This window comes from Verrucomicrobiota bacterium JB022, from assembly GCA_030673845.1.
Lineage (GTDB): Bacteria > Verrucomicrobiota > Verrucomicrobiia > Opitutales > Oceanipulchritudinaceae > WOUP01.
Genome location: JAUTCQ010000012.1, coordinates 1 through 22,577, shown reverse-complemented (window position 1 = coordinate 22,577; position 22,577 = coordinate 1). Strand labels below are relative to the sequence as shown.

Sequence of the window (22,577 nt, the reverse complement as noted above, 5' to 3'; positions counted from 1 at the left end):
AAAGAAGGGTGTGCTGGTTTTGATAGTAGCCGGATGCTTGCTCAAAATCACTAAGTTTTTCCGCAGATATGCTTCCGCTTCACGATTTCCACCGCCGGGTGGATCTGTTCAATTAATACTCGATGATGCAAGCACCAACCCCAACTACTTTTCGCCTCAACCGTTTTGCCGGCAATCCCATTCTGGCCCCTCTATCCGGGTCGGAATGGGAAGGCGAGGTGACGACCAATCCAGGCGCCTTTCGCGACGAAGCCACGGGCGACGTCTACCTGCTCTACCGCGCTGCCGGGCACGAAGAAGCGCACCGCGTATTCTTCGGCCTGGCCCGCAGTCGAGACGGCTACCACTTCGAACGAGTTAGCGACCAGCCTGTGCTCTCTCCCTTGGCGCTCACGCCCGATGGCGGTTGTGTGGAAGACCCACGAGTGATCAAGATCGGTGACTGGTTTTATGTGACCGCAGCCACGCGCGCGCTGCCCCCGGGCCGCTACTGGACCTTTCAGGATAATCAGGCCAAAGCCGGTTCGGAGTTTCCGGACGAATTTCCTGCCGCCCTGCGCCGCAATTTCACATCCACCCAGCTCTACCTCACGCAGGACTTCAAGACCTGGATCCGCGCCGGGCGCCTGACCGATCCTTCGGTCGACGACCGCGATGTCGTGATCTTCCCCGAGCAGGTAGGGGGCAAATGGGTGACGCTCCACCGCCCGATGCAGTGGCATGGCAAGGGCTTCGACAATCCATACCCTGCCATCTGGATCGCCTGCTGCGACGATCTGCTGGAGTGGAAGGAGCTGCGCCTGCTGATGAAGGGCGAGAAGGCTTGGGAGCGCAAGGTCGGCGCCAACAACCCGCCGCTCAAGACCGAGGCTGGCTGGCTGCAGATCTACCACGGGGTGGGCGAAGACAAGCAGTATCGCCTGGGCGCCGTGTTGCTGGACCTGGACGACCCTTCGCGCGTGACGCACCGCACGCCCGAGCCGATCTACGAGCCCGAGGCGGACTACGAGAAGAAGGGCATCTACGACGGCGTCTGCTTCCCCTGCGGCCACGTGGTGATCGACGGCACCTACTTCCTTTACTACGGCGCGGCCGACGTCAGTTGCGCGGTGGCCACGGCCCCGTTGGATGAATTCCTCGCCCACCTGCTGGCCAACCCCGTGGCGTAAGAGACTTCCTGACAGATCCAGACCGGGCGCCGGGTGGGTGGGCGTGTCGTAGTGCCCGCCTGCCCGCGCCTTCTGCCGTATCCAGATGCGGCAAGTTTTTCTCCCACTTCTCCCAAGTAGATTGGATCGCGGCCCCACGGCAGCGGCGACACCCTTTACCCCATGAAACTACCCCTTTTTACCCTCCGACTACCCCTCGGATTTGCGCTTCTGTTCTGTCCGCTCATGGCCCACGCCCTGACCGTGGCCGATCTTTTTGCTCCCCACGCCGTGTTGCAACGCGAGGCCCCGATTCGCATCTGGGGAGAGGCTGGAGCCGGGGCCGGTATCAGCGTTGCGCTGGTGCGCGATACCCCCGGTGGTGCCACGTTGGCCAGCGCGACGGCCACGGCAGGCAGCACCGGGGGCTGGGAGCTCGAATTGCCCGCTCAAAGCGCCTCCGATACGGGCTCGGCCTGCGCCCTGGTCGTGACTTCCGGCACGGATGAGCTGCGTATTGCGCCCATTCACATTGGCGACGTATGGCTCTGCTCCGGCCAGTCCAACATGAACTTTCTCATGCGCCCCTACCTGCCATGGAGCGAAGGGGTGCTTGATTGGGAAGGGGAAGTGGCCGCGGCGGGCGATCCATTGCTCAGCGTCTATACCGTCGTGCCGATTGCCGACTGGCAGCCGACGGATGCGGTGCATGGCTCGTGGCGGCCGGATACGACGCAGTATGCGCCCTATTTTTCTGCCGTCCCCTACCTTTTTGCGCGCGAGATCCGCGCGCAGCAAGATGTGCCGGTGGGCGTGATCGTGGCTTCGCTGGGCGGGACCTCGATCATGGCCTGGCTGCCGACCGACGAGCTTCAGGCGCGCAATCTCGCGGCAGCCAACCTCTCGACCCACGCTACGCGTCGCGCCCAATACGCGGACGAGCTCGACGCCTATTACGAGCAACAGCTCCCCGCCTACATCGAGGATTCCTTGCAGAACCATTGGGCACCCACTTACGCGGCGGCCTATAGCGAGCCTTACCCCAACTGGCGCTACCAGCCCGGCGGCCTCTATCATGGGATGATCGGCCCGCTGGAGCGCTTCCCGGTCGCAGGGATCGTGTGGTATCAAGGAGAGTCCGATACGCGCAACCATGGCACCTACGACGATTATCTGACCGCGCTGGCCGAAGTCTGGCGCGGCCGCCGTAACGATCCAGACCTGCCGCTGCTGGTCGTCCAGTTGCAGAATCACGACCCGGTGGAGCGGGGAAGCGATCCGGCGCTCTTTACCGACGTCTGGGCCGAGATGCGCCTCGTCCAGCAGCAGACGGTCGAGTCGTTGCCGGCGGCGGGCTTTGTGGTGACGGCGGATGTGGGCGACGCGCTCAATATCCACCCGCGCGACAAGCACACGGTCGTAAAGCGCTTGGGCCTGCTGGCTCGCCGCCTGGCCTATGGAGACCGTTGGGTGCTCGACGAGGGCCCCGCTCCTCTGGCTGCGAGCGTCGATGCCGGCGGTAAGGTGGTGATCTCGTTTGACCATTGCCCCTGCGGCATGGTGCTCGACTCGACCCGGGCGAATGGCGATGGGCCCGACTTCCAGCTCGCGGGGGCCGACGGTGTTTTTCATGCTGCCGAAGCCACCGTGCTCGACCGCCATCGGCTCGAAATTTCCAGCGCCAATGTGTCGGTGCCCATGCAGCTTCGCTATGCGTTCCACAACGACCCGCGTCTGATCCTCTACAATCGCGAAGGCCTCCCTGCCGCCCCGTTCAACCTGACCCTGACGCCTGTTCCTTGAGGCCTCTTTTTTTCACTTCATACCCCGCTTTTTGATGAAATTCCTCCTTTCCTGGTGCACCCTTTGGGCGGTAGCTTGCGCCGCCCAGCCTGCCGTTGAGCTCGTGTACTCGCGCCCAGTCGCCGATGTGCTCGGCTCCACCCACGTCAGCGGCCGCTACTATTTTTCGGACGACGACTTTCTCAACGAAGGCGCGGATCAGATCCTGAATGTGGGCATGCACGTCTTCAAAGGCTGGCTCACCCCCGGTTTCCGCAGGTCTTACCCATACAACTCCGATTGGCCGGAGAAGGTGGGCTCGCTGGTCGAGCTGCTGCAGACGCCCCACTACGCGGAGTTGCTCGACAAGCCCTTCACGACCTACTCGTTCGTCGTCTCGGAGTTCAAGGACCCGAGGTGGAAGACGGGCTTGACCCCCGAGGCCGCCCAACGGGTCGAAGCCGAGAATTACGCGCTCGCCGCCTACCTGCTCACGCGCTACGCCAACACCGGCAAGACCTTTATCCTGCAAAACTGGGAGGGCGACAACGCCTTGCGGGCCTGGGAGATCGACGACCCTGCCGCGTTCGAAGTCGCCCGCCAGGGAATGGTCGATTGGCTCAACGCCCGCCAGGCCGGTATCGACCGGGCACGCAAGACAGTAGGGATGGAAGGTGTGCGGGTCGTCGGCGCGGTCGAGATGACGCGCACCCCCAAAGGGCGCGAACCTTTTGAGCATCCGCTCGTGGTGGATACGGTGGTGCCCTATACCCATGCCGATTTGTATTCGCTCTCGACCTGGGGCACGCGCCTGCCGGGAGATGAGGTGCTGCTGCTGGCCCAGCTCGACTACATTGCCGGCAAAGCCCCAGCCAGCGACCTCTATGGCGAGAAGAACGTGATGCTGGGCGAATTCGGTGCCTATGAGCAGACTTACACCAACCCTCGGCACAACTACCCTGAGTGGGCGGCGGGCGCAGAGCAGGATGTCTTCAACTGCGCATCGAGTATGGGGCAGTTGGTAGCCAACCGCAAGCAGCTCGAATATGCCCTGCGTTGGGGCGTTCAATATGCCCTCTACTGGGAGGTCTATTGCAATGGCTTGCGGGCGACCGCAGGGGAGCTGAGCCGCGATGCGAACGGCGAGCTGGTGGCCTCCATGGATCAGTTGCGCGGCGTCTGGATGATCCGCCCCGATGGAACAAAAGTGCCGACCTGGTATTACTTCCGCAACCTGACCGAAGGCGGCTACATTGCAGACGGTTTGTGGGACTGGAGCCGCGTCTGGGCGCGCTCTGCCCGGCTGCAACGCCCGGCCAACGCACCCTTTGTCGCCAATCAGTCGGCTCAACCCGGGAGCGTCATCTACCAGGTCGACGAGCTGGCCATGGCTGGGGTCCGTCTGCTGCACTCCAGCCAGAACCGCGAAGGGGAGGGCGTTACCTTCTACACCTCTGCCGATGGTGAGCAGTGGGCGGAGGCGGCCTCGACGTTTCAGGGCGGCCCGGAGTTGGCTGGCGCGGGCTGGAGCTATGGGTATCGCACCGTTTCGCCCGATGCGATTCCGGCTGGCAGCCGCTTCCTGCGGGTAGATCTCGCGCCTCAAAGCGCGGACCGGGTGCGGCTCAATAAAGTCGTGGCGGAGGCCAAAGATGTGGCAGACGATCCCCAGCGCCGTTACTTCCGCTTTGCCGAACTGGATGCCCTGCTCGTCGACGGCCAGCCGATCGAGGGCTTCGACCCTGCGTTGACTCAGTATCGCGTGAAACGGCCGGGTAAAGGCACGCCTCGGCTGGAGTGGATTCTGGCCGATCCGCGCCTGGAGGTGCGCGTGACCTCCGACCCCGACCATGGGAAGCGAACGCGGGTCGAGGTTTCGTATCCCGGTGAAGCTAAAAAGGTTTACGAGATTGCCTGGCAATAGGTTCCGCGGTCGGCCCCTCCATTTTTGGGTGGTGCCGCTCGGTTGTCGTCGTTAATAGAAAGGTATGGGTGGATCGATGGTTGTAACCTTTGAAGACTGCATGCACATCCGGACGAATCTCGTCTGGATCTACGAGGGCGATGTATTGAAATCCGTCCGTCAAGGCACCTTCCCACCGGGCGACCTCGCGGCATGGCTGATTCTGGAGGGCGGCTGTGAATTGAAAGCCGAGAATGTGACGGTTAAAGCCGGGGCAGGGGACTGGTTGTTCCCTTGGCCCGGTCGCCGTTTTCAGTCGTTTGAAGAAGGCTCCCGCATCCTTTCGATTCGCTTCCAGGCTCGCTGGCCAGACAAGCGCCCTCTCTTCGACCATGGGCTGAGCGTTTCTTTCCCTGCCCAGCTCCACCCGGAGCTGGAGGTGGCCGCCCGCAATCTCCTCGGCTCTTGTGCCGATCTGCCGCGCGAGGATCCCTTTCTCTTCCGTAAGTCTCAGCTTACCTTCGACAAGTTTCTGCAAGTAAAAGCTGCGCTGCTCCAGTGGATGTCGGAATACTACCGCGTGCTGGTGCAGATGGGGATCAAGCCTACGCGGATGGGCATCAGCGACGAACGAGTCGCGGAGGCGCTGCATGTGTTGGACGAGTTGCCGCTCGACACCCGTTTCAGTGAAGTCGACCTCGGTGCGGCCCAAGGGTTGAGCTCCGGGCAATTTGTGCGCATCTTTCGTAAGGAGATGGGCGTTACCCCGAAACGCTATTTCGAAGAGAGGCGGCGCGATTTTGCCCGGCGGATGCTGGCCATAACCAACGTGCCGATCAAGCAAATCGCACTGGAGCTCGGGTTTCTGCGGCTTTCCGACTTTTCTTCCTGGACCAGAACGTTTTGCGATGCATCTCCTCGCGACTATCGCAAGCGTTATACCGACGAGGTGGAAGATGATGCGGATTGATGCTCCTTTTCCCTAATTCTTCTCCGCTTATTCCGAACCCTGACGGTTCGTGTTTTCCCCCGCCACGCGCCCTAATGAATGCGTGAATCGAACACTTTCCTCCTTATATGATGTTGTCGTCTATGGCAGTTGCGGGGCTGGTTTTGCGGCGGCCGTCCAGGCTGGTCGGGATGGCCTGAAAGTCTTGCTGATCGAGCCGGGCCCGCGGATCGGCGGCATGACAACCAACGGCCTGGGTGCCACCGACATCGGCAGCCCGCGTGCGATTGGCGGTATGGCGCGCGAGTTTTACGAACGTATCTTCGAGCATTATGAGGCCCCCGGCTCGTGGTGGTTTGAAAGCCGTGAAGAATATCTGCCCAAGCATCCCCTGAGCGTGAAGGATGACGACCGAATGCATTTCTTTTTTGAGCCTTCCGTGGCCCTTGCGATGGTGACGCAGATGCTGGAAGAGGCAGGCGTGGAAGTCATCACAGGCGTGGGGCTGGACCGCACCGCCTCGTTGCAATTCGAAGGTTCGGCGATTCGGGCAATCCCGCTCAAGGGTGGGACGGTGGTCAGCGGGCGCTTCTTTGTCGACGCCAGCTACGAGGGCGACCTCATGGCAATGGCCGACGTGCCTTATATCGTGGGTCGTGAGGGCAATCAGCAGTTCGGCGAAAGCCTCAATGGGTTTCGCCCCCAGCCGGTGGAAGACACCGCTCACGTCGACCCCTTCAGGGTCATCGGCAACCCCTCTTCCGGTCTGCTGCCGGGGATTGAGGAAGCGCCCGACCTGTCGGCGGGGCAGGGGGATTCTCGCGTCCAGGCTTATAATTTCCGCCTGTGCTTAACGGATGTGCGCGACAACTTTGTGGCCATCGAGCCACCGGCTGATTTCGACCCTGCGGGGCACGAAGTGGTCATCCGGCACCTGCTGGCCAAAGGCGATTGCGCGACCTTCCCGTTTTTCAAGCGCACGCCTATGCCCAACCGCAAGACCGACTCGAACAACCACGGCGCGTTCTCGACCGATTTTGTCGGCGGCAGCCATGCGTGGGCGGAGGCGACGGACGAAGAGCGTTGCGCCCTCTGGCAACAGCATAAGGACTACATGCTAGGCCTGCTTTGGTCGCTGGGCCATGACCCGCGCATCCCCGAAGCACAGCGCGCCGAGGTCCGGCGCTGGGGCCTCGCCCGCGATGAATTTGCGGAGACCGATAACTGGCCCCCTCAGCTTTATGTGCGGGAGGCACGCCGCATGGTGGGCGATTACGTGGTGAGCGAAAACGACTGCCGTGGCACCTCCTTTGCGCCCGATAGCGTGGCGTTGGGCTCCTACGCCATGGATTCGCACCAAGTGTCGCGTTTTGTCGATCAGGAAGGGCGTCTGCGGATGGAAGGCGGTTTCTGGAAGTCCTGCCAGCCTTACGCGATCAGCTACCGGGCGATCATCCCGCCAAAGGGCTCGTGCCCCAATCTGGCCGTGCCGGTCTGCCTCTCGGCGACGCATGCCGCTTATGGTTCGATCCGGATGGAGCCTGTCTTCATCATGCTCGGCCAAGCGGCCGCAGCGGCCATCTTGCTGGCGTTGGAAGAATCGGCGGCGCTGCAGGATCTTGATTATATGCGCCTGCGGGCAAGGTTGGAGGATCTCGGCGCGATGCTGAATGCGCCGCAGGTCTCATTAAAATAAGTTATATGGTGTCGGCTGCGGGCCGCAGGATGACGGGAGCTTTGTATGAGGGCGTTCGTCATCTCGGCTCAAATCGCAAATGCCGAAGAATCCAAAATTTTCCGCCATCACTGGAACTCATTGGGTTTGATGTAGCTCTAATTCATGGTGTTATCTATCTTTCACATGATACCCCTTTGCTCCTGTTGCCTCCGCCCCGAGGCTTTCGGTCGGGCTCGTTGCCTTGCCGATAAATGTATAGGCATACGATCCGGCTCCTTTTGCCTGTTGCGAAGGGTGGGGCTGGTTGGTAAAGCTAGCGTTTCCTCATCCTGTAACGAGGTCTGCCGATGAAGCGCACCTTTCTGATTACAGGGGGAGTATTGGCGCTCGCCAGTATCGCCACCATGCGTTCGATCCCGGGGCAGGGCGGGGACTTACCCGTCTTGCACTGGGTGACCGACCCTCACCCGGCGCGAGTCGAGCAGATCGCGACCTACTATGAGTGGCTGGATCGACACGACTACCCGCGCATGCAGGTGTTTCTCGATGCGGCCAACGCGGAGATCACTAAAAAGCTGATCCAGGGCGTTTCAGGCGTCGGCGGCGAAATCGTCGACTGCAACCGGGCCAAGCGAGACCTGCTGGTCTTCCACGGTGTCGGCATGTTGGAGGACGTGACGGATGAGGCGCAGGCTCTTGGTTTTTCAACCGACCAGACATACCCCTCGATGGAGGAGGCGATCACGGTGGATGGGCGCCAGTTCGGTTTCCCGCGCAACGTGTCGACCTTCATGTTCTGGGTCAACCGTCAGACGTTCGACAACCTGGGGATGAAGCAGCCTCCGCAGGTGTGGGACTGGGCGGAGTTCGAGCGGGTGGGCAAGGAGTTTGTCGCCCGGGCCAACGCGGGCGCAAACCGCACACCGGCCTTTTTCCTCCTGCCCGACCAGACCGACCAGATGGCGCTGCCCGTCGTCATGATGCGCGGCCTCGGCCAAAGTCTCTTCAACGAGACGATGACAGCCTCTACGCTGGATGACCCCCGCACGATAGAGGTGCTCGAAACCATCCATCGCTGGACCTTCGAAGAGCGTTTGCTCCCCACCGCCGCCGACCGGGCTTCGTTTACGACCTCCAGTGGCTTCGGTGGCCCCGCCCTGCAGCTCTTCCGCGAAGGGCGGGTGGGGATGGTCATGATGGGGCGCTACGCGCTGTTGCAGCTCCGTCGGTTCGACGAGCCATTGCAGCTCGCGGTAAGCGAGCCCCCGGCCGAGCGTTACCGCAACACCTTGATCATGGGCGGCATCTCGTCCGTTTATGCCGGTGCGGAGAACAAGGAGCTGGCGGCCTACTTCCTGGCCTACCTCGCGAGCGAGGGGTACAACATGCAGATCGTGCGCGATGCCGACGGCCTGCCGCCGAACCCCCGCTTTACCGAAACGGAGGCCTTTCTGCGCCCGCCGGAGCATCCCAACGAATGGGGAGTGCACGAGGTCTTTGCCAACGCGGCCAAAGAAATCGCGATCCCCTACGATTACAACGAATTCATTTTGCCGACTGCCACCTCGCGCATCCTGGACAGCCACTACGAGGCGTTCATGAACGGTTTGATCGATGCGCCGACGGCAGCCTACCGCATGCAGCGCGACCTCGATGCCGAGATCCAGCGCAACCTGCGAGACCGGCCCCAGCTGGCGGAAAAACACGCCCGCCTGCTCGCCGCCCAACGCGAGATCGACGCCCTGAAGCAGGCAGGCGAGCCCGTGCCCGCTTCGCTGCTCCGTAACCCCTACCACCTGGCACTGCAGCGCCGTGCCGATACTCCGCGCGCCGAATGAGACCCCACCTTTCCAAAGACTCTGCCGCCGTCCTGCGCGGGCTCGCCTTCATTTCGCCCAACATTCTGGGCTTCCTCCTTTTTACGCTGGTGCCGCTGGTGCTCAGCTTTGTGATGGCCTTCACCAACTGGGACCTCCTGCAGCATAACATGTTTCAGGACAACCCGATCCAGTTCGTCGGCCTGCGTAACTTCATCCAGTTGTTTCAGGACACGAATTTCTGGCAATACCTCGGCAACACCTTCTTCCTGCTGCTGGGGATCCCCTTCAGCATTGCGGGCAGCCTCGGGGCGGCACTGCTGCTGTTCCGCAACCCCAAGGAAGGGTATCGCGGCCCGGGCTGGCTCTTCTGGTCGGTAGGGCTTTCGGTCTCTTCCGGCTTGCTGCTCCTGGCGCTCGGCTTCGGGGCCAGTGCCATCGTTTCCGTGCTGGCGGGCCTCTTTGCCCTCGTGATGATTTCGGGTATGGCCGGCGGCACGACGGTCTACCGCACGCTGTTTTACCTGCCGCACTTCACCCAGGGCGTGGCCATCTTCATCCTCTGGAAGAAGCTCTACAACCCCACTTCTGGGCCGATCAACTCGACACTCAGCCCTGTGCTCGACGCCGTGGGCGGGGTGGCGGCACAATTTCCGCCCCAGGCTGGTTACGTGGCGCTCGCGCTGGTGGCCGCACTCATGCTCTGGGTCTGGAGCGCGGCGCTGCGGGGCAGCCTCGTGGCCTGGCGCGAAGGGGAGCAAGGGACCGCCGCTCTGGTCGCAGCCCTCGTGGCACTGCTGGTGCCGCTCTTCTTTGCCTTGCGCTGGTTGCCTGGCCCGACCGGGATCGTATTTGTGGCCGCTGCCGTGGCGCTGGGTGTATGGCGAGGCCGGCGCGTCTGGGCTCGCTATCCCTTCCGCCACGCCGCCCCCAAAGCCCATGGCATGGGTGCAGCTCTGATGAAAGGCGGGGCGGTGGTCGCCCTTTTGCTCGCGCTGATCGGGATCGGCCAAGTGCTGCTGCACCTGCCTGTCTGGAGTCGCAGCGGCCTGGAGCCGCCTCTGTGGCTGGCGGATTATCATTGGGCCAAGCCCTCGATCATGATCATGAGCCTCTGGGCTTCGATCGGCTCCAACAGCATGATCCTCTACCTGGCTGGCCTTTCCAATATTTCACCGGAGCTGTATGAAGCGGCCGACATCGATGGGGCGGGGCGCTGGCAGAAGTTCCACCACATCACTTGGCCGCAACTCGCTCCGGTGACCTTTTTCATCGTCATCATGAGCTTCATCTACGGCCTGCAAGGCGGCTTTGAAATGGCCCGCACGATGACTAAAGGCGGACCGGCCGGCGCTACCACCACGCTCAGCTACTACGTCTATACGGAGGGCTTTGAAACGGGACGTTTGGGCTACGCCTCCGCCGTAGCCTGGGTCCTCTTCCTGATGGTCTTCCTCATCACCCTCTTCAACTGGAAATTCGGGAACCGCTATGTCGCCGACTGATTCAAGCTCCCGCCCTCAGACCGGCTCATGGCTGGCCGGTGCCATGGGGCGCTACCTCGCCCTCTCCGCCCTCAGCATGTTGATGCTGATCCCCTTCGTCTGGATGGTGCTGACGAGCCTCAAATCCGTCTCGGAAGTCGATGCCGAGCACTGGATCCCGAGTGCGCCCCAGTGGCAGAACTACCGTGAGGTGTTCAACGTGATCGAGTTCGGGCGCTTTTACTGGAACAGCATCTTCGTCGCGAGCTGGGTCACCTTCCTGCAGGTGTTGACCAGTTCGCTGGCCGCCTACGGTTTTGCCCGCCTGCAGTGGAAGGGCCGCGACGCCGTCTTCCTGCTCTACCTGGGCACGATGATGCTGCCGGGGATCGTGATGATTGTGCCCAACTACAGCATCATGATTCGGCTCGGCCTGGTCGACACCCTGCCCGGGCTCATCCTGCCGGCTGCGTTTACCGCCTTTGGCACCTTCCTGCTTCGCCAGTTCATGCTCGGCATCCCGCGCTCGCTCGACGAGGCGGCAGAGATCGACGGCGCCAACCACTGGCAGATCTTCTGGAACGTCATCCTGCCGTTGACTCGGCCAGGCATCGTCACCCTCACCATTTTCTCGTTTATCGGCAACTACAACAGCTTCTTCTGGCCACTCATCATGGTGCGGACGATGGAGCGTTACACCTTGCCCATCGGCCTGCTCTATTTCGATTCCTCCCGAGGCCAGTCGACGCACCTCTTGATGGCGGCCGTCACCATGGCGGTGCTGCCGATGATCGTGGCGTTCATCTTCCTCCAGAAGCAGCTCATCCGTGGCATCCAGCTGGGCGGCGTCAAAGGCTGATCTGCTTCCCCAATCTTCAAGCAACTCCTTTTTTATGACCAAAACCTCATTTGACCTCATCGTCTACGGTGGCACCTCGGCAGCGGTAATCGCAGCCTATGAAGGCAGCCGCCAAGGACTCGATGTGCTGCTCGTTTCTCCGGAGAATCGCCTCGGCGGCCTCACGACTGGTGGCCTTGGCGATACCGACATCGGCATCGAGCGTGCGATCGGCGGCCTTTCGCGCCACTTCTACGAGCGGGTGGCCCGCAAATACGGCCAGCCCGAAGGCCCCTGCTGGCGCTTCGAGCCCAGGGTGGCCCTCGAAGTTTTTGAAGACATGATCGCCGAGGCCGGCTTCCCTGTGTTGAAGGGGGAGCGCCTGGTCTGGGATGGAGGAGTGGAAAAGAACGGCGGGCGGATCGAGCGGATCCGCCTCGAATCCGGCAAGGCCTTCTCCGCCCGCCAATTCATCGACGCAACTTACGAGGGCGACTTGATGGCACAGGCCGGCGTGTCCTTCACTTACGGTCGCGAGCCCAATGCGCTGCACGGCGAGACGCTCAACGGCATCCATGCGGGCAACGAATTGCCGGTAGGCATCGACCCTTATGTCGTGCCCGGCGACCCTTCCAGCGGCTTGCTCGAGCGCGTCTTCCCCGATGCGGCAGGGCAAGCGGGCGACGGCGACGACCGCATCCAGGCCTATAACTTCCGCATGTGCCTGACGGACGTGCCGGGCAACCGGGTCGCGATTGCGCAACCGGAAGGCTATCGGGAGGCCGATTACGAGATCCTCTTCCGCGCGATCGAGAAAGGCCAGACGCGTCGCTTCTTCAAGCTCGCCCGCGTGCCTGGCGGCAAGACGGATTCGAACAACGACAGCGGCATCTCTACTGACTACATCGGTATGAACCGCCGCTACCCGTTCCTCGATTACGCGCAGCGCGATCAGGTACGTCTGGCCCACGAGCGCTACCAGCGCGGCCTTGTCTGGACCTTGCAGAATCACCCGCGGGTTCCGCAGGCCGTGCGCGAATTCTACAGCCCCTGGGGGCTGCCGCAGGATGAGTTTCTCGACAACGCGCACTGGCCGTCGCAACTCTACGTGCGCGAAGCCCGTCGCATGCTCGGCGAGTTTCTGATTACCGAGCCGGTGGTCCGGCGCAAGGTGGAGGTGCGCGACTGCGTGGGCCTGGGCTCTTACGCGATGGATTCGCACCATATCCAATACTGCGTCGACGAAAACGGGCATGTCCGGACCGAGGGCGGCTTTTACATCACGCTCGACAGCCCGTATTGCATCAGCCTGCGGGCCACCTTGCCCAAGCGAGCCGAGTGCCTCAACCTGCAGGTGCCCGTCTGTGTCTCCGCCACGCACGCCGCCTACGGCTCGGTGCGGATGGAGCCGGTCTTCATGATCCTCGGCCAGTCGGCTGGGGCGGCTGCGGCATTGGCCGTGCGCTCGCAAAAAGACTTGCTGGATCTGGATTATCCGCAGCTCGCTCGCTTGCTCGAAGAGGGCGGCCAACGCCTCGACCCGGTCGAGTTCAACGGCGAAGCCATCGGTAATATCACCGATTGATCTTCCATGCCGGGAGGCCTGCCCCGCCTTGCTCCCGGCGATGCCTCCATGCGCAAACTTAATGCCCAAGTTTCCGCATGGGGCATCATTGGCTCCCTGGAGGCTCCCGTTTAGGCTTCCTTCAGAGATTCACGATTCTCCCAACCCCAATACCCCCATTACTCCCATGTGCAACCCACACCGCTGGCTGAGCTTGCTGGCCCTTTCCCTTGCAACCCTCACTCCCGCCTATGCGCAAGATACGGCGGATGAAGAGACCGATGGCACTGTCTACGAACTGAGCCCCTTTACCGTGACGGTAGCCGAAGACGAGCTGTATGCGACCAACGTGCTTTCCGGTACGCGCTTCAACACCAACATGCTCGAACTACCCAAGGCCGTGGACGTCCTGACCTCCGAGTTTATCCGCGATACGGATTCGACCGAGCTGGCCGATGTGATCGAATACTCACCCTCCGTCAGCCGGCAGGATTCCGGTACGCCCGACGACATCACGGGCAGCAGCTTCGCCGTCCGCGGCTACACCACCTTCACCACCTACCGCAACGGATACCGCTCCTTTGGCGTGCCCGATACGCTCTTCATGAGCCGCATCGAAGTCATCAAGGGGCCATCGTCGGTCTTCTCGGGCACGATCGAGCCGGGTGGCACCATCAACATCATTACGCCCACGCCCGCAGCCAGGCCTACTGTGATGACCAAGCTGCGCTTTGGCTCCTACGACCGCTTCCGTACCGAAGCGCTCTACAGTGGCCCCCTGAACGAGAACCGGACGATGGGCCTGCGTCTGGGCGCCGTCTACGAAAACTATGGCAGCCGCTTCGACTATGCCGACCGCGAGCGCTACGTGCTCGGCGGCAACTACCGCTGGAAGCCGACCAAGAAGTCGACCCTGACGCTGGATTCGCAGTATGTGGACACCTCTTCCACGCCTGCCACCAACCCAGTCTACTTTTCGGCCGACCGCACCCACATTCTCTGGGATGTGGACCGCTCGTTCAACAAGAACGGCCCTGACGCCTTCCAGGACGTCATGCAGTGGCAAGGCAACCTCGACTATGAGGCGCAGCTCAATGAAATCCTGAGTCTCAAGCTGGGCTTTTATTGGCGCGCCCAAGACCTCGAGCACATGAAGATCGCCGGTTCCTCGGTCGTGACGCAGGGTGCCGATGGGCGCCGCACCATCCAGATGGTGCCGGACTACCTCGACTCCTACAGCTACGATCTCGATCCGCAGGCCTACCTCTATGGCGAGTTCGAATATTTCGGGCTCAAGCACACTTCGATGCTCGGTTTCGAGTATTACTACACCGATCAGGACCGTCTCGAAAAACGCCAGAGCCCGAGCAGCCTCGCCCGCCTCGACATCGACAATCCGGCCCCTTTCGACCTGGGCACACCGGCAGACTTCGTCGCCATCCGGCTCGACCAGAGCCTGGAATCGGTGCAGACGGGCATCTCGTTCAACAACACCTGGACGGCCCTCGACGACAAGCTGATGTTCCTGCAGGGCTTTCGCTACGCCACCTTCGAATACGATGTGGTGCGGCTCGATACCGACTTGAAGACCATCTACGAAGAGAAGTCGGAAGCCGTCTGGAATTTCGGCGTTTCGGGGGAGATCGTCCCCGGGCTGCGCGCCTTTGTCAGCTACGCCGAGTCGTATCTGCCACAGCGCACCTTTACTTACGATGGCGACCTGTTCGACCCGATTACCGGCTCCGGTTGGGACTGCGGGATCAAGTATTCGCTTTGGAACAACCGTGTTTCGGGCTCTATCCTCGGTTACTCGATCACGCGCGGCAATACCCCGCAGGACGATCCTGAGCACCCGGGCTACAGCATCCAGTCTGGCGAAGACGAGTCGACCGGGGTGGAGTTCTCGCTGCAGGGCAAGATCACCGAAGCCTGGAGCAGCATGCTGGGCTACGCCTATACCGAAACCCAGATCACCTCCGACGATGCCCGCCCGCAAAATATCGGCACACGCCGCAGCGGCATTCCAGAGCACCAGTTTTCGGTCTGGAACCGCTACCGCTTCCTCGACGGCCCGCTCCAGGGCCTGAAGGCCTCGTTTGGCTGGGTATATGTGGGTGAACGCCGGGGTAACGATGCTTTTGCCGACCTCGAAGGGATGCGTTTGCCCTCCTACAGCCGCTTCGACGTAGCGTTCATTTACGGGATCAAAGGGGAGCAGGTGGACTGGAATTTCGCCTTCTCGGTCAAGAACATCCTCGACAAGGATTATTTGCTCAGCACCTCCGGGTGGGGAGAGGGACGGACCTACAATGGCACGATCTCGATGACCTTCTAAAGACGTCAGGCGGCCAGCCCGGTGCCGTGGTGGGGAGTTTGTTGGCGCCGGGTATATTCGATGGTTCGTAACACAGAGGCGCTCGGGCCTGCAGGCTTGAGCGCCTTTCCTATTTGTCGCTGAAGACAAGGGTTATAACGAACCGAATTCGATCAATTTACCTAAGTTTAGGGCCGGCAAACGAAACGGCAGAGCCTTGTCGCCGGGAGGAATCAGGCGGTATCATGTGGGCATCGTTCAAAACCCTTCACACTACTCCCAAATTACCCATTTTATGAACCACCACATCGCCCGCCTTTCCTGCGTTGCACTGGCTGCCGTTTCTGCCGCGCCCGCTTACGCCGAAGTTGTCGCTGGATACGATTTTACCGGTCGATCCGCTGAAAGTTCGGCCTCGACCGAGCTCGCACTGGCCTCTGCGATGACCAAGAGTTGGGGCGTCAATTTCGCAGGCAGCGTATCCTCTTCCACGCTGGATTACTTCGACCGCTCCAACAACGCCATCCCGGATTCGCTGGAAGAGGCTGTTGCTAATGGCCGCTATGTCGAAATCACGGTCTCGCCTGCGGTAGCTCTCGATACCTGCTGCATCAGCTTCGACCTGGGTGCTTATAGCGGCCTCGAAGGCGGAGTGTATGAGGTAGGTGCAGCGGTCTTCACCAGTGCTACGGGCTTTGAGTCTGCCGATTTGTCGTTGGGTGGCGACACGCATTCGGCACCGCCCATGACGATCCCGACTTCGTATAAAACGGTGTCGGTTGACCTTAGCGCCGTTCCGGCGCTGCAAGGCATATCTTCTCCGGTAACGTTTCGCATCTATTATTATGACATCGCCGGGATCTCCAATAGCAACGCGATGATCCGCCTGGATAACATCAGCGTGACGGCCTTGGCGGAAGAAGTTGCACCCGCGGCAGGCGCCCTCAAGGGTCAAACGATTGCCGGCACCAGCGATACCTTTCAACTCGGTTGGTTTGGTAGCTATTACCATATGGACGGCAGCCACAACTACTTTCACTTCGATGGGCTCGATTGGGTATACGTTCAGCCTGATGCTCAACTGACCAGTCTCTATCTCTATAATTTCGACGATGAGCAGGTGGGCGGCTGGTGCTGGACGACGCCCGCTATCTACCCCTGGGTTTGGAATTGGAACCTGGGGGAAAGCGGCAACTGGTTTTACATCGGAGATGGTGGAGACTGGATCTACATCGCCGAATAATCGCCCGCGGTCTCCTTATCTATTCACGACTCACTACCTTGTTAACCCCCTATGTACCTCAATAAGACTACCTCCCTCGTGGCTTCACTGATGCTTGGCGCTACTGCGCTCCAGGCGCAGATCGTGGCACTCTACGACTTCACCAGTCGCTCGGCCGCCAGCAGCGTGGAAAGCGCACTCGGCACCGCCAGCGACATGGCCAAAAGCTTCGGCGTCAATTTTGCCGGCAGCGTCTCCAATTCCACCTTCGATTACTACGATCGGTCCAACAGTCCCTTGCCCGATTCTCTGGCCGGCGCGCTGGCGGCTCCACGCTATGTAACGTTCGATTTCACACCGGCGGAGGCGCTCGACTTCACCTCGTTCACCTTCGACCTCGGGATCTACAACTACACCGGATCGGCTTACTCGGTGGGGGCGTTCCTGTTCTCCAGTGCTACGGGTTTCGACAGCATTGAAGCTTCGCTGGGAGGCGGTACTTTTGATGCCAGCGCAGGTTCGGGCATTACCTACACCAATATTTCGGTCGACCTCACAGGTTTCGAAGCGTTACGCGAGGCAGAAGATACGATCACATTCCGCCTCTATTATTACGATACAGCAGGGATTTCGAGCAGCGAAGCCATGGTCCGCCTGGACAATCTCGCCCTCAGTGCCGCCCCGGCTGCGGCGGTGCCAGAGCCAGCCACTTTGGCCTTCCTCGCGGGAGCCAGCAGTCTGTTCTTCGCCTTTTACCGCCAACGCAAGGCGTAGGTTCACGTTCAACTTAACCCAAGCCGACAAGCGAGTCACCAGTCCCAGGACCGGGGCTCGCTTCCGTTTATCATGAAAACGTGGCGTCAATTTTTTCTATTGCTGGCAGGCACTACTGCCGCTTCGTGGGCTTCGGCAGAGGAACGTTACCTTTTGCCGGCTGAACAAGCGATGGATGAGGTGGTAGGGGCGACCCACGTCGGCGGCAAATACGCCCTGACCACGCAGCCCTTTCTCCTGGAAGGCTCCAGTCGAATTCTTGAGATGGGCTCGCGGACGATCAAACTCTGGCTCAACCGTTCGGCGGCCAACAACTACCCCTTTCATTCCGATTGGGCATCCCAGCTGGCGGGGGTGGACAGCATCACAAAGCTGATCCAGACGCCCTATTACCGCCAGGCGCTCGACCTGCCTTTTGCGACCGTCGTGTTGATGACGACCGAGTATCGCTTGCCGAATTGGAAAGATGGGGTGAGCGCCACCGAGGCCGCCGCCGTGACCCAAGAGTTCCGTGAGCTGACGGAATACCTTCTGGAAACATATCGCGGCACGGGGCGCACCTTCATCCTCTCCAACTGGGAAAGCGATAACCACATCGGGCTCGATCTGGTGCCCTCCGAGCAGTGGCCCGTCCAGATCCAAGGTATGATCGACTGGGTCAATGCGCGCCAGGCCGGGATCGAGCAGGGGAGGGCGGCAGTCGGCATGGACGGCGTCGCGGTCTTCGGAGCCTTCGAGGTCAATCAGATCCCCGTGCACCGTACGTTCGATTGGCCGGTGACGGTCGACACCGTCGTCCCCCATACCAGTTGCGACCTCTACTCCTATTCCAATTGGGGCACCAAAGTCCCCGGCGAGGAATGGCAGATCATCGACAATCTCGACTACATCGCGTCCAAAGCTCCGTCCAGCGCCTATTTTGGCGAACGCAACGTCTACCTGGGCGAGTGGGGCGCCTACGAAGTCTCGTTTATGCAGGCCCTCGACCCCGACAGCCCAGACGATACGCGCGTGCACGACGCGGAAAGCGATGCTATGCAGCGCCAGGTGGTGATGCGCAATCTCGATCTGGCCCTGCGCTGGGGCGTGCCTTACGCCCTTTACTGGCAAGTATACGGCAACGGCCTGCGCAACGGCGTCAGCGTGCCGCTTGGGCAAAACGCGTTGGAGGAGCAGCTCAAAGGCGTCTGGCTCATCCGGCCCCCAAGCAACGTGCTGGGCCTGCCATATTCCTACACCTCTACCTGGGGGAGCTTGGCCGAACTGATGACGACCCATCGCCTCTTTGACGACCTGGAAGACGCCGAAGGGCTGTATGATACCAGCGAAGCGATCGCCTGGCACCGGGATGCACCCGCCTGGGCTCTGGGGGACGACAGTCGGGTCGGCCCAGTAGAAGGCAGTGTGGGCGCATACCTTGTCTACCGCACGCGTGAGGAAATCCGCGAGGTCCACGTTTCGGTCTTTGCTCCTGTGGCCGAAGAGATTCCGCTCGCCCTCTCTGTCTCCGCCGACGGTATCGACTGGAGCCCCTTGCCCTTTCAGGTCGAGCATACCCGTGAGAACGGTGAGATCGCACGCTCCTATTTGCGCCCCAGCGGGTCGGTTCCCACGGGGATGCGCTACTTTGGCATCGCCTGGAGCGATACCGCCGCAGGCTTTCCGCAGATCGGCGCGGTGGCGTTGCAGACGGGCGACCACGCCACCCTCGACTCACGCACCGCCGGTTTCGTGGGCCTCGACGAAGGTTCGGGCAACTGGCAAATCGTGCCTTCGGCACTCGACACCCAGCCTGCGCTTCAACGCACGGATGCCGCACCCGCCTGGATCGTGCACCGCCACAATGCCCTGGCGATGGTGGAGCATACCCTGCTGCAACCCAGTGGCGCTATTGTGCCGCTGCGCTACGCCTCGTCTTACGATGGGCGGCAATGGACCGAGCTCGAGACGGCCTACACCAGCGCCGCCGCTTCCCTGGACGGCTTGGCCACAGTCACATGCCACCCGGTCGACCTGCCAGTTGGCACGCGCTACCTCCGTGCAGCATTGCCTGCCGAAGCCTCTCAGGAAAGCCAGTTGCTGGCCTATAATATAGAAGCCTCCCCGCGCCCCATCTCGGTCGATTCCGATGGCGATGGCTGGCTTGATCTCGAAGAAGCCTGGATGGGCACGGATCCATTCGAGATGGATCATTCCCTGCTCCTTGAGCCTTCTATAAATAATGAACGCCTACTGCTCCGCTTTGGTTCGCGGCTCGGTGTTAGCTATCGTTTGGAGTCGACCTCCGATTTATCCCGCCCGTGGCAGACTGAGCAGACGCTGGAGGGTACGTCCCCATCAAGCTCGTTTATTGAGCGGCAGGTTGATCCAACGCTCCGATTTTACCGAGTAAGATTAGCCCCCTGGTAAGCTGCGTCCATCGCCTCTACAAGGCCGCCGGGTTGGATCTGACGCGCAGACGAGGCAAGAAGCGCTGTGCCGCGTCCCGCCTGTCTTTGGAGAGCGCGACCAAACCGAGTCAGCGTTGGTCGATGGACTTCGTGACGGACCGAGTGGTCAATGGGCGGGCTTCCCGCGTGCTGACGGTGATTGATCAGTATGACCGCAGCTGCCCGGTTCTATGGGTCAATCATTCCATCGGTGCCGCCAAAGTCATCGAGGCACTGGAACTGCGGCGATCCGCAACGGATCATTGCCTCAAGCTATCACGATGGACAATGGACCCCGACCGAGGACACTCTCACTGGGCCGGGCCAGTTTTTTGGGAGAAGGTCCAACGGCAAAAGACCGCTGTTCAGGCTGGGATGACTTGGACTGAATTTGCGGGTGCAATAGAGGGCGCTCAATTTCTCCTCCCACACGGAGATATTCTTGCCTCTTCGTCGGTGTACGGGCGCTAGGCGGTGGCACGCGATGTGCAGCGCACTGCTACGGGTGGTGGGCAACGGCCACTGGTCAACGTGGCACATAAAAAGAGCCAGTCAGGGCAGCTGACTTTGTTTTGCTACGTCCCGATTATCCCCGGGAGGTGAAACGTAAGCTGCCGAAGGCCAATTTCTTGGCTTTGGCAGCTTACGTGGTACGTAGTTTCCGGAGTTAAGGCCAGAGGGCGCACCTCTTTCCTTAACTCAAAAGAAGAACTCTGCGCTCAGCCTCTTCTTATGGGGTTGGCGATGTGGCGAACACGACCTCAAGGCTGGGGATGAGGGCAGGGTCAGATGCTTCCTTCGAGTAGTAGTTCGAGAAGTCGCTGTTGTTGGCTGCAATCGCGAAGCTGAGAGAACCATCACCGTTTAGTTCGGCTGCTACTTGGGAAGTGACGTCAAACGAGACCACTGAACCGGCTGCGGTAGAACCAGGGACCGAATCCAGCACTGTGCTGGCAATTGGCCGGTTGTTCCAGGTCAGCGCATTTTCCGTCCAGCTATCGTCGGAGACGTATCGGAGCGTGTGAGTCTGATTGTCTTTGCTGTTTTTGACGGTGAGCCGAAGTGCCGCGCTGACTACAGTCCCCGTTCCCAAGGACGACAGGTCGAAGCGCAAATAAGACTCACGTGTCTGTTCATCGGTGGGCCCCTGATACTTTACCGCCAGGTTATCGGCGGACCCGTAGTTGTTGTTGCCGTATCCGCCTGCCTGCACAAAGGCATCGTGGCTGGGTGTAAGGTAGAAGGTGCTTCCTCCCGAAGAGCCTGCCGTAGTTACCGAAAGGCTGGTACTGGCGGCAGACGGTGTGCCGTTGGTGTCAACCGCAACGACGGTGACGGCATAGGTGGTATTGGCCGCGAGCGCGGAGATAGTTGCGCTGGTGCCGGTGGTTGTGCCGGCCGAGCCGCCGTCGAGGAAGATTTCGTAGCCCGCTACTCCTACGCTGCTGGAGGGGGCAGCCCATGATAGGCTGAACGAGGTGCTCGTGACGTTGGAGGCTGAGAGGTTCGAAGGGGCAGTAGGCGGAGCCACAGAACTCAAGGTGATCTCCAGCACAGGATGCGAAGCGGGATTTGCAGCTTCCTTTGAGTAATAGCTGGAGAAATCGTTGTTGTTGGCATCGATGGAGAGACTGAGCAGGCCGTCGCCGCTTTGCTCCGCAATCGCCTGAGCGGAGACGTCAAAGGCCACAACACTTTCGGCTGACGCTGAGCCAGATATGGAATCGAGGGTGGCGCCGGTGGCAGGTCGGGTATTCCAGGTAATGGTGTTTTCGGTCCAGGCGTCGCTGTTCACCGCCCGAAGGTGGTGGATCTGGTTGTCTTTGCTGGACTTGACGGTGAGCTTGAGCACTGCCGTCTGGATATAGCCTGTGGTCGTGGAGGGCAGGGGGAACTTGAGGAAAGATGCACGCGTCTGTGCGTCGGTAGGTCCCTGGTTTTTCACGGCGAGGTTATCCGCAGATCCATAGTTGGTATTGGCATTCGAACCTGCCTGCACAAAGGCATCGTCACTAGAATAAAGTGTGATCTGGTTGCCTGAAGGTGCACTGGTTGTGACGGAGAGAGGGCTGCTCAGAGCCGAGGCGTTTCCAGCGGAGTCGAAGGCACGAACCGCCACCGAATAAGTGATGAGCGGGTTGAGGTTGCCGATCGTAGTCGAAGGAGTCGTTGAGGTGCCCACCGCGGTGCCGTTGAGGAAGATCTCGTAGAAGGAGACTGCGGTGTCATCGGTCGATGCAGTCCACGACAGCGTAAACGAAGAAGTGGTGATGGAGGAGGCCGCAAGACCGGCAGGAACGGAAGGAGGCGTGACATCTGCCGTGCCGTAGGTGGTGACACCAAGGGCGGCGCTGGCGGCGGAGAGATTACCGGCGGTATCGACCGCACGAACCGTCACGGCATAAGAAGTGCCGGAAGCGAGCCCGCCGAGGTTGATATTCAGGCTGCTGGTGGTCGCGATCGACACGCCATCCAGGAAGATTTTCAACCATTTGTAATTAATGCATATGCGCCCGTGAATATAGATGCGGTTTTTAGCACCCTGCTGAAAAAGTCCTTTTCCGGGGCAGCGGCATAGATAAGCTGTGGGTATGCGCGGTAAGGTGTCGAGACAGTTGGATGCGGTGGCGTTGATCAACCTGGAGTCGTTGATTCCGGCGAAGCATCCGATCCGC

At 60.8% G+C, this 22,577-nt stretch carries 14 protein-coding genes; 13 read left to right on the top strand and 1 reads right to left on the bottom strand.

Annotated elements, in window-relative coordinates:
- Window positions 1-125 precede the first annotated feature (125 nt).
- From Q7P63_07170 to Q7P63_07110, 13 genes are all read left to right on the top strand, one after another.
- Window positions 126-1,169 carry a glycosidase gene (locus Q7P63_07170; GenBank protein MDP0499867.1) on the top strand — a complete coding sequence of 348 codons (1,044 nt, stop codon included), beginning with the start codon at window positions 126-128 and terminating at the stop codon, window positions 1,167-1,169.
- A 225-nt stretch (window positions 1,170-1,394) separates the two neighbouring features.
- The gene (locus Q7P63_07165; GenBank protein ID MDP0499866.1) at window positions 1,395-2,951 is read left to right on the top strand and encodes a sialate O-acetylesterase; all 1,557 of its coding nucleotides are present in this window, start codon (window positions 1,395-1,397) and stop codon (window positions 2,949-2,951) included.
- A 34-nt stretch (window positions 2,952-2,985) separates the two neighbouring features.
- Window positions 2,986-4,854 carry a hypothetical protein gene (locus Q7P63_07160; GenBank protein MDP0499865.1) on the top strand — a complete coding sequence of 623 codons (1,869 nt, stop codon included), beginning with the start codon at window positions 2,986-2,988 and terminating at the stop codon, window positions 4,852-4,854.
- A 100-nt stretch (window positions 4,855-4,954) separates the two neighbouring features.
- The gene (locus Q7P63_07155; GenBank protein MDP0499864.1) at window positions 4,955-5,803 is read left to right on the top strand and encodes an AraC family transcriptional regulator; all 849 of its coding nucleotides are present in this window, start codon (window positions 4,955-4,957) and stop codon (window positions 5,801-5,803) included.
- A gap of 82 nt (window positions 5,804-5,885) precedes the next feature.
- Window positions 5,886-7,478, top strand: coding sequence for an FAD-dependent oxidoreductase (locus Q7P63_07150; GenBank protein ID MDP0499863.1), 1,593 nt, complete (start codon window positions 5,886-5,888; stop codon window positions 7,476-7,478).
- 329 nt (window positions 7,479-7,807) lie between these two features.
- Window positions 7,808-9,298, top strand: a complete 1,491-nt coding sequence (locus tag Q7P63_07145) for an ABC transporter substrate-binding protein (protein MDP0499862.1) — start codon at window positions 7,808-7,810, stop codon at window positions 9,296-9,298.
- Window positions 9,295-10,782, top strand: a complete 1,488-nt coding sequence (locus Q7P63_07140) for a sugar ABC transporter permease (GenBank protein ID MDP0499861.1) — start codon at window positions 9,295-9,297, stop codon at window positions 10,780-10,782. Before Q7P63_07145 ends, Q7P63_07140 begins: the two co-directional genes overlap by 4 nt.
- On the top strand, window positions 10,769-11,620 hold the full coding sequence (locus Q7P63_07135) for a carbohydrate ABC transporter permease (GenBank protein MDP0499860.1): 852 nt from the start codon (window positions 10,769-10,771) through the stop codon (window positions 11,618-11,620). The genes Q7P63_07140 and Q7P63_07135 overlap by 14 nt, the downstream gene beginning before the upstream one ends.
- A 34-nt stretch (window positions 11,621-11,654) precedes the next feature.
- Entirely contained in the window at window positions 11,655-13,184 is a 1,530-nt protein-coding gene (locus Q7P63_07130; GenBank protein MDP0499859.1) for an FAD-dependent oxidoreductase, read from the top strand.
- 166 nt (window positions 13,185-13,350) lie between these two features.
- Window positions 13,351-15,498 carry a TonB-dependent receptor gene (locus Q7P63_07125; GenBank protein ID MDP0499858.1) on the top strand — a complete coding sequence of 716 codons (2,148 nt, stop codon included), beginning with the start codon at window positions 13,351-13,353 and terminating at the stop codon, window positions 15,496-15,498.
- Between the two features lie 274 nt (window positions 15,499-15,772).
- Complete coding sequence (locus tag Q7P63_07120; GenBank protein ID MDP0499857.1) at window positions 15,773-16,720, top strand: hypothetical protein; 948 nt, start codon at window positions 15,773-15,775, stop codon at window positions 16,718-16,720.
- Between the two features lie 51 nt (window positions 16,721-16,771).
- Entirely contained in the window at window positions 16,772-17,473 is a 702-nt protein-coding gene (locus tag Q7P63_07115) for a hypothetical protein (protein MDP0499856.1), read from the top strand.
- Between the two features lie 72 nt (window positions 17,474-17,545).
- Window positions 17,546-19,882 (top strand): hypothetical protein, encoded by a 2,337-nt coding sequence (locus Q7P63_07110; GenBank protein ID MDP0499855.1) that lies wholly within the window; start codon window positions 17,546-17,548, stop codon window positions 19,880-19,882.
- A gap of 750 nt (window positions 19,883-20,632) precedes the next feature.
- On the opposite strand, the gene Q7P63_07105 is transcribed toward Q7P63_07110, so the two are convergent.
- Window positions 20,633-22,577, bottom strand: a 1,945-nt coding sequence (locus Q7P63_07105; GenBank protein MDP0499854.1) for a DNRLRE domain-containing protein, incomplete at its 5' end; no start/stop codon positions are given.

Excerpts from the sequence above, each read along its gene's own strand:
- Q7P63_07170 (MDP0499867.1), top strand. The coding sequence starts at position 126 with ATGCAAGCACCAACCCCAACTACTTTTCGCCTCAACCGTTTTGCCGGC.
- Q7P63_07165 (MDP0499866.1), top strand. The coding sequence starts at position 1,395 with ATGGCCCACGCCCTGACCGTGGCCGATCTTTTTGCTCCCCACGCCGTG.
- Q7P63_07160 (MDP0499865.1), top strand. The coding sequence starts at position 2,986 with ATGAAATTCCTCCTTTCCTGGTGCACCCTTTGGGCGGTAGCTTGCGCC.
- Q7P63_07155 (MDP0499864.1), top strand. The coding sequence starts at position 4,955 with ATGCACATCCGGACGAATCTCGTCTGGATCTACGAGGGCGATGTATTG.
- Q7P63_07145 (MDP0499862.1), top strand. The coding sequence starts at position 7,808 with ATGAAGCGCACCTTTCTGATTACAGGGGGAGTATTGGCGCTCGCCAGT.
- Q7P63_07140 (MDP0499861.1), top strand. The coding sequence starts at position 9,295 with ATGAGACCCCACCTTTCCAAAGACTCTGCCGCCGTCCTGCGCGGGCTC.
- Q7P63_07135 (MDP0499860.1), top strand. The coding sequence starts at position 10,769 with ATGTCGCCGACTGATTCAAGCTCCCGCCCTCAGACCGGCTCATGGCTG.
- Q7P63_07130 (MDP0499859.1), top strand. The coding sequence starts at position 11,655 with ATGACCAAAACCTCATTTGACCTCATCGTCTACGGTGGCACCTCGGCA.
- Q7P63_07125 (MDP0499858.1), top strand. The coding sequence starts at position 13,351 with ATGTGCAACCCACACCGCTGGCTGAGCTTGCTGGCCCTTTCCCTTGCA.
- Q7P63_07120 (MDP0499857.1), top strand. The coding sequence starts at position 15,773 with ATGAACCACCACATCGCCCGCCTTTCCTGCGTTGCACTGGCTGCCGTT.
- Q7P63_07115 (MDP0499856.1), top strand. The coding sequence starts at position 16,772 with ATGTACCTCAATAAGACTACCTCCCTCGTGGCTTCACTGATGCTTGGC.
- Q7P63_07110 (MDP0499855.1), top strand. The coding sequence starts at position 17,546 with ATGAAAACGTGGCGTCAATTTTTTCTATTGCTGGCAGGCACTACTGCC.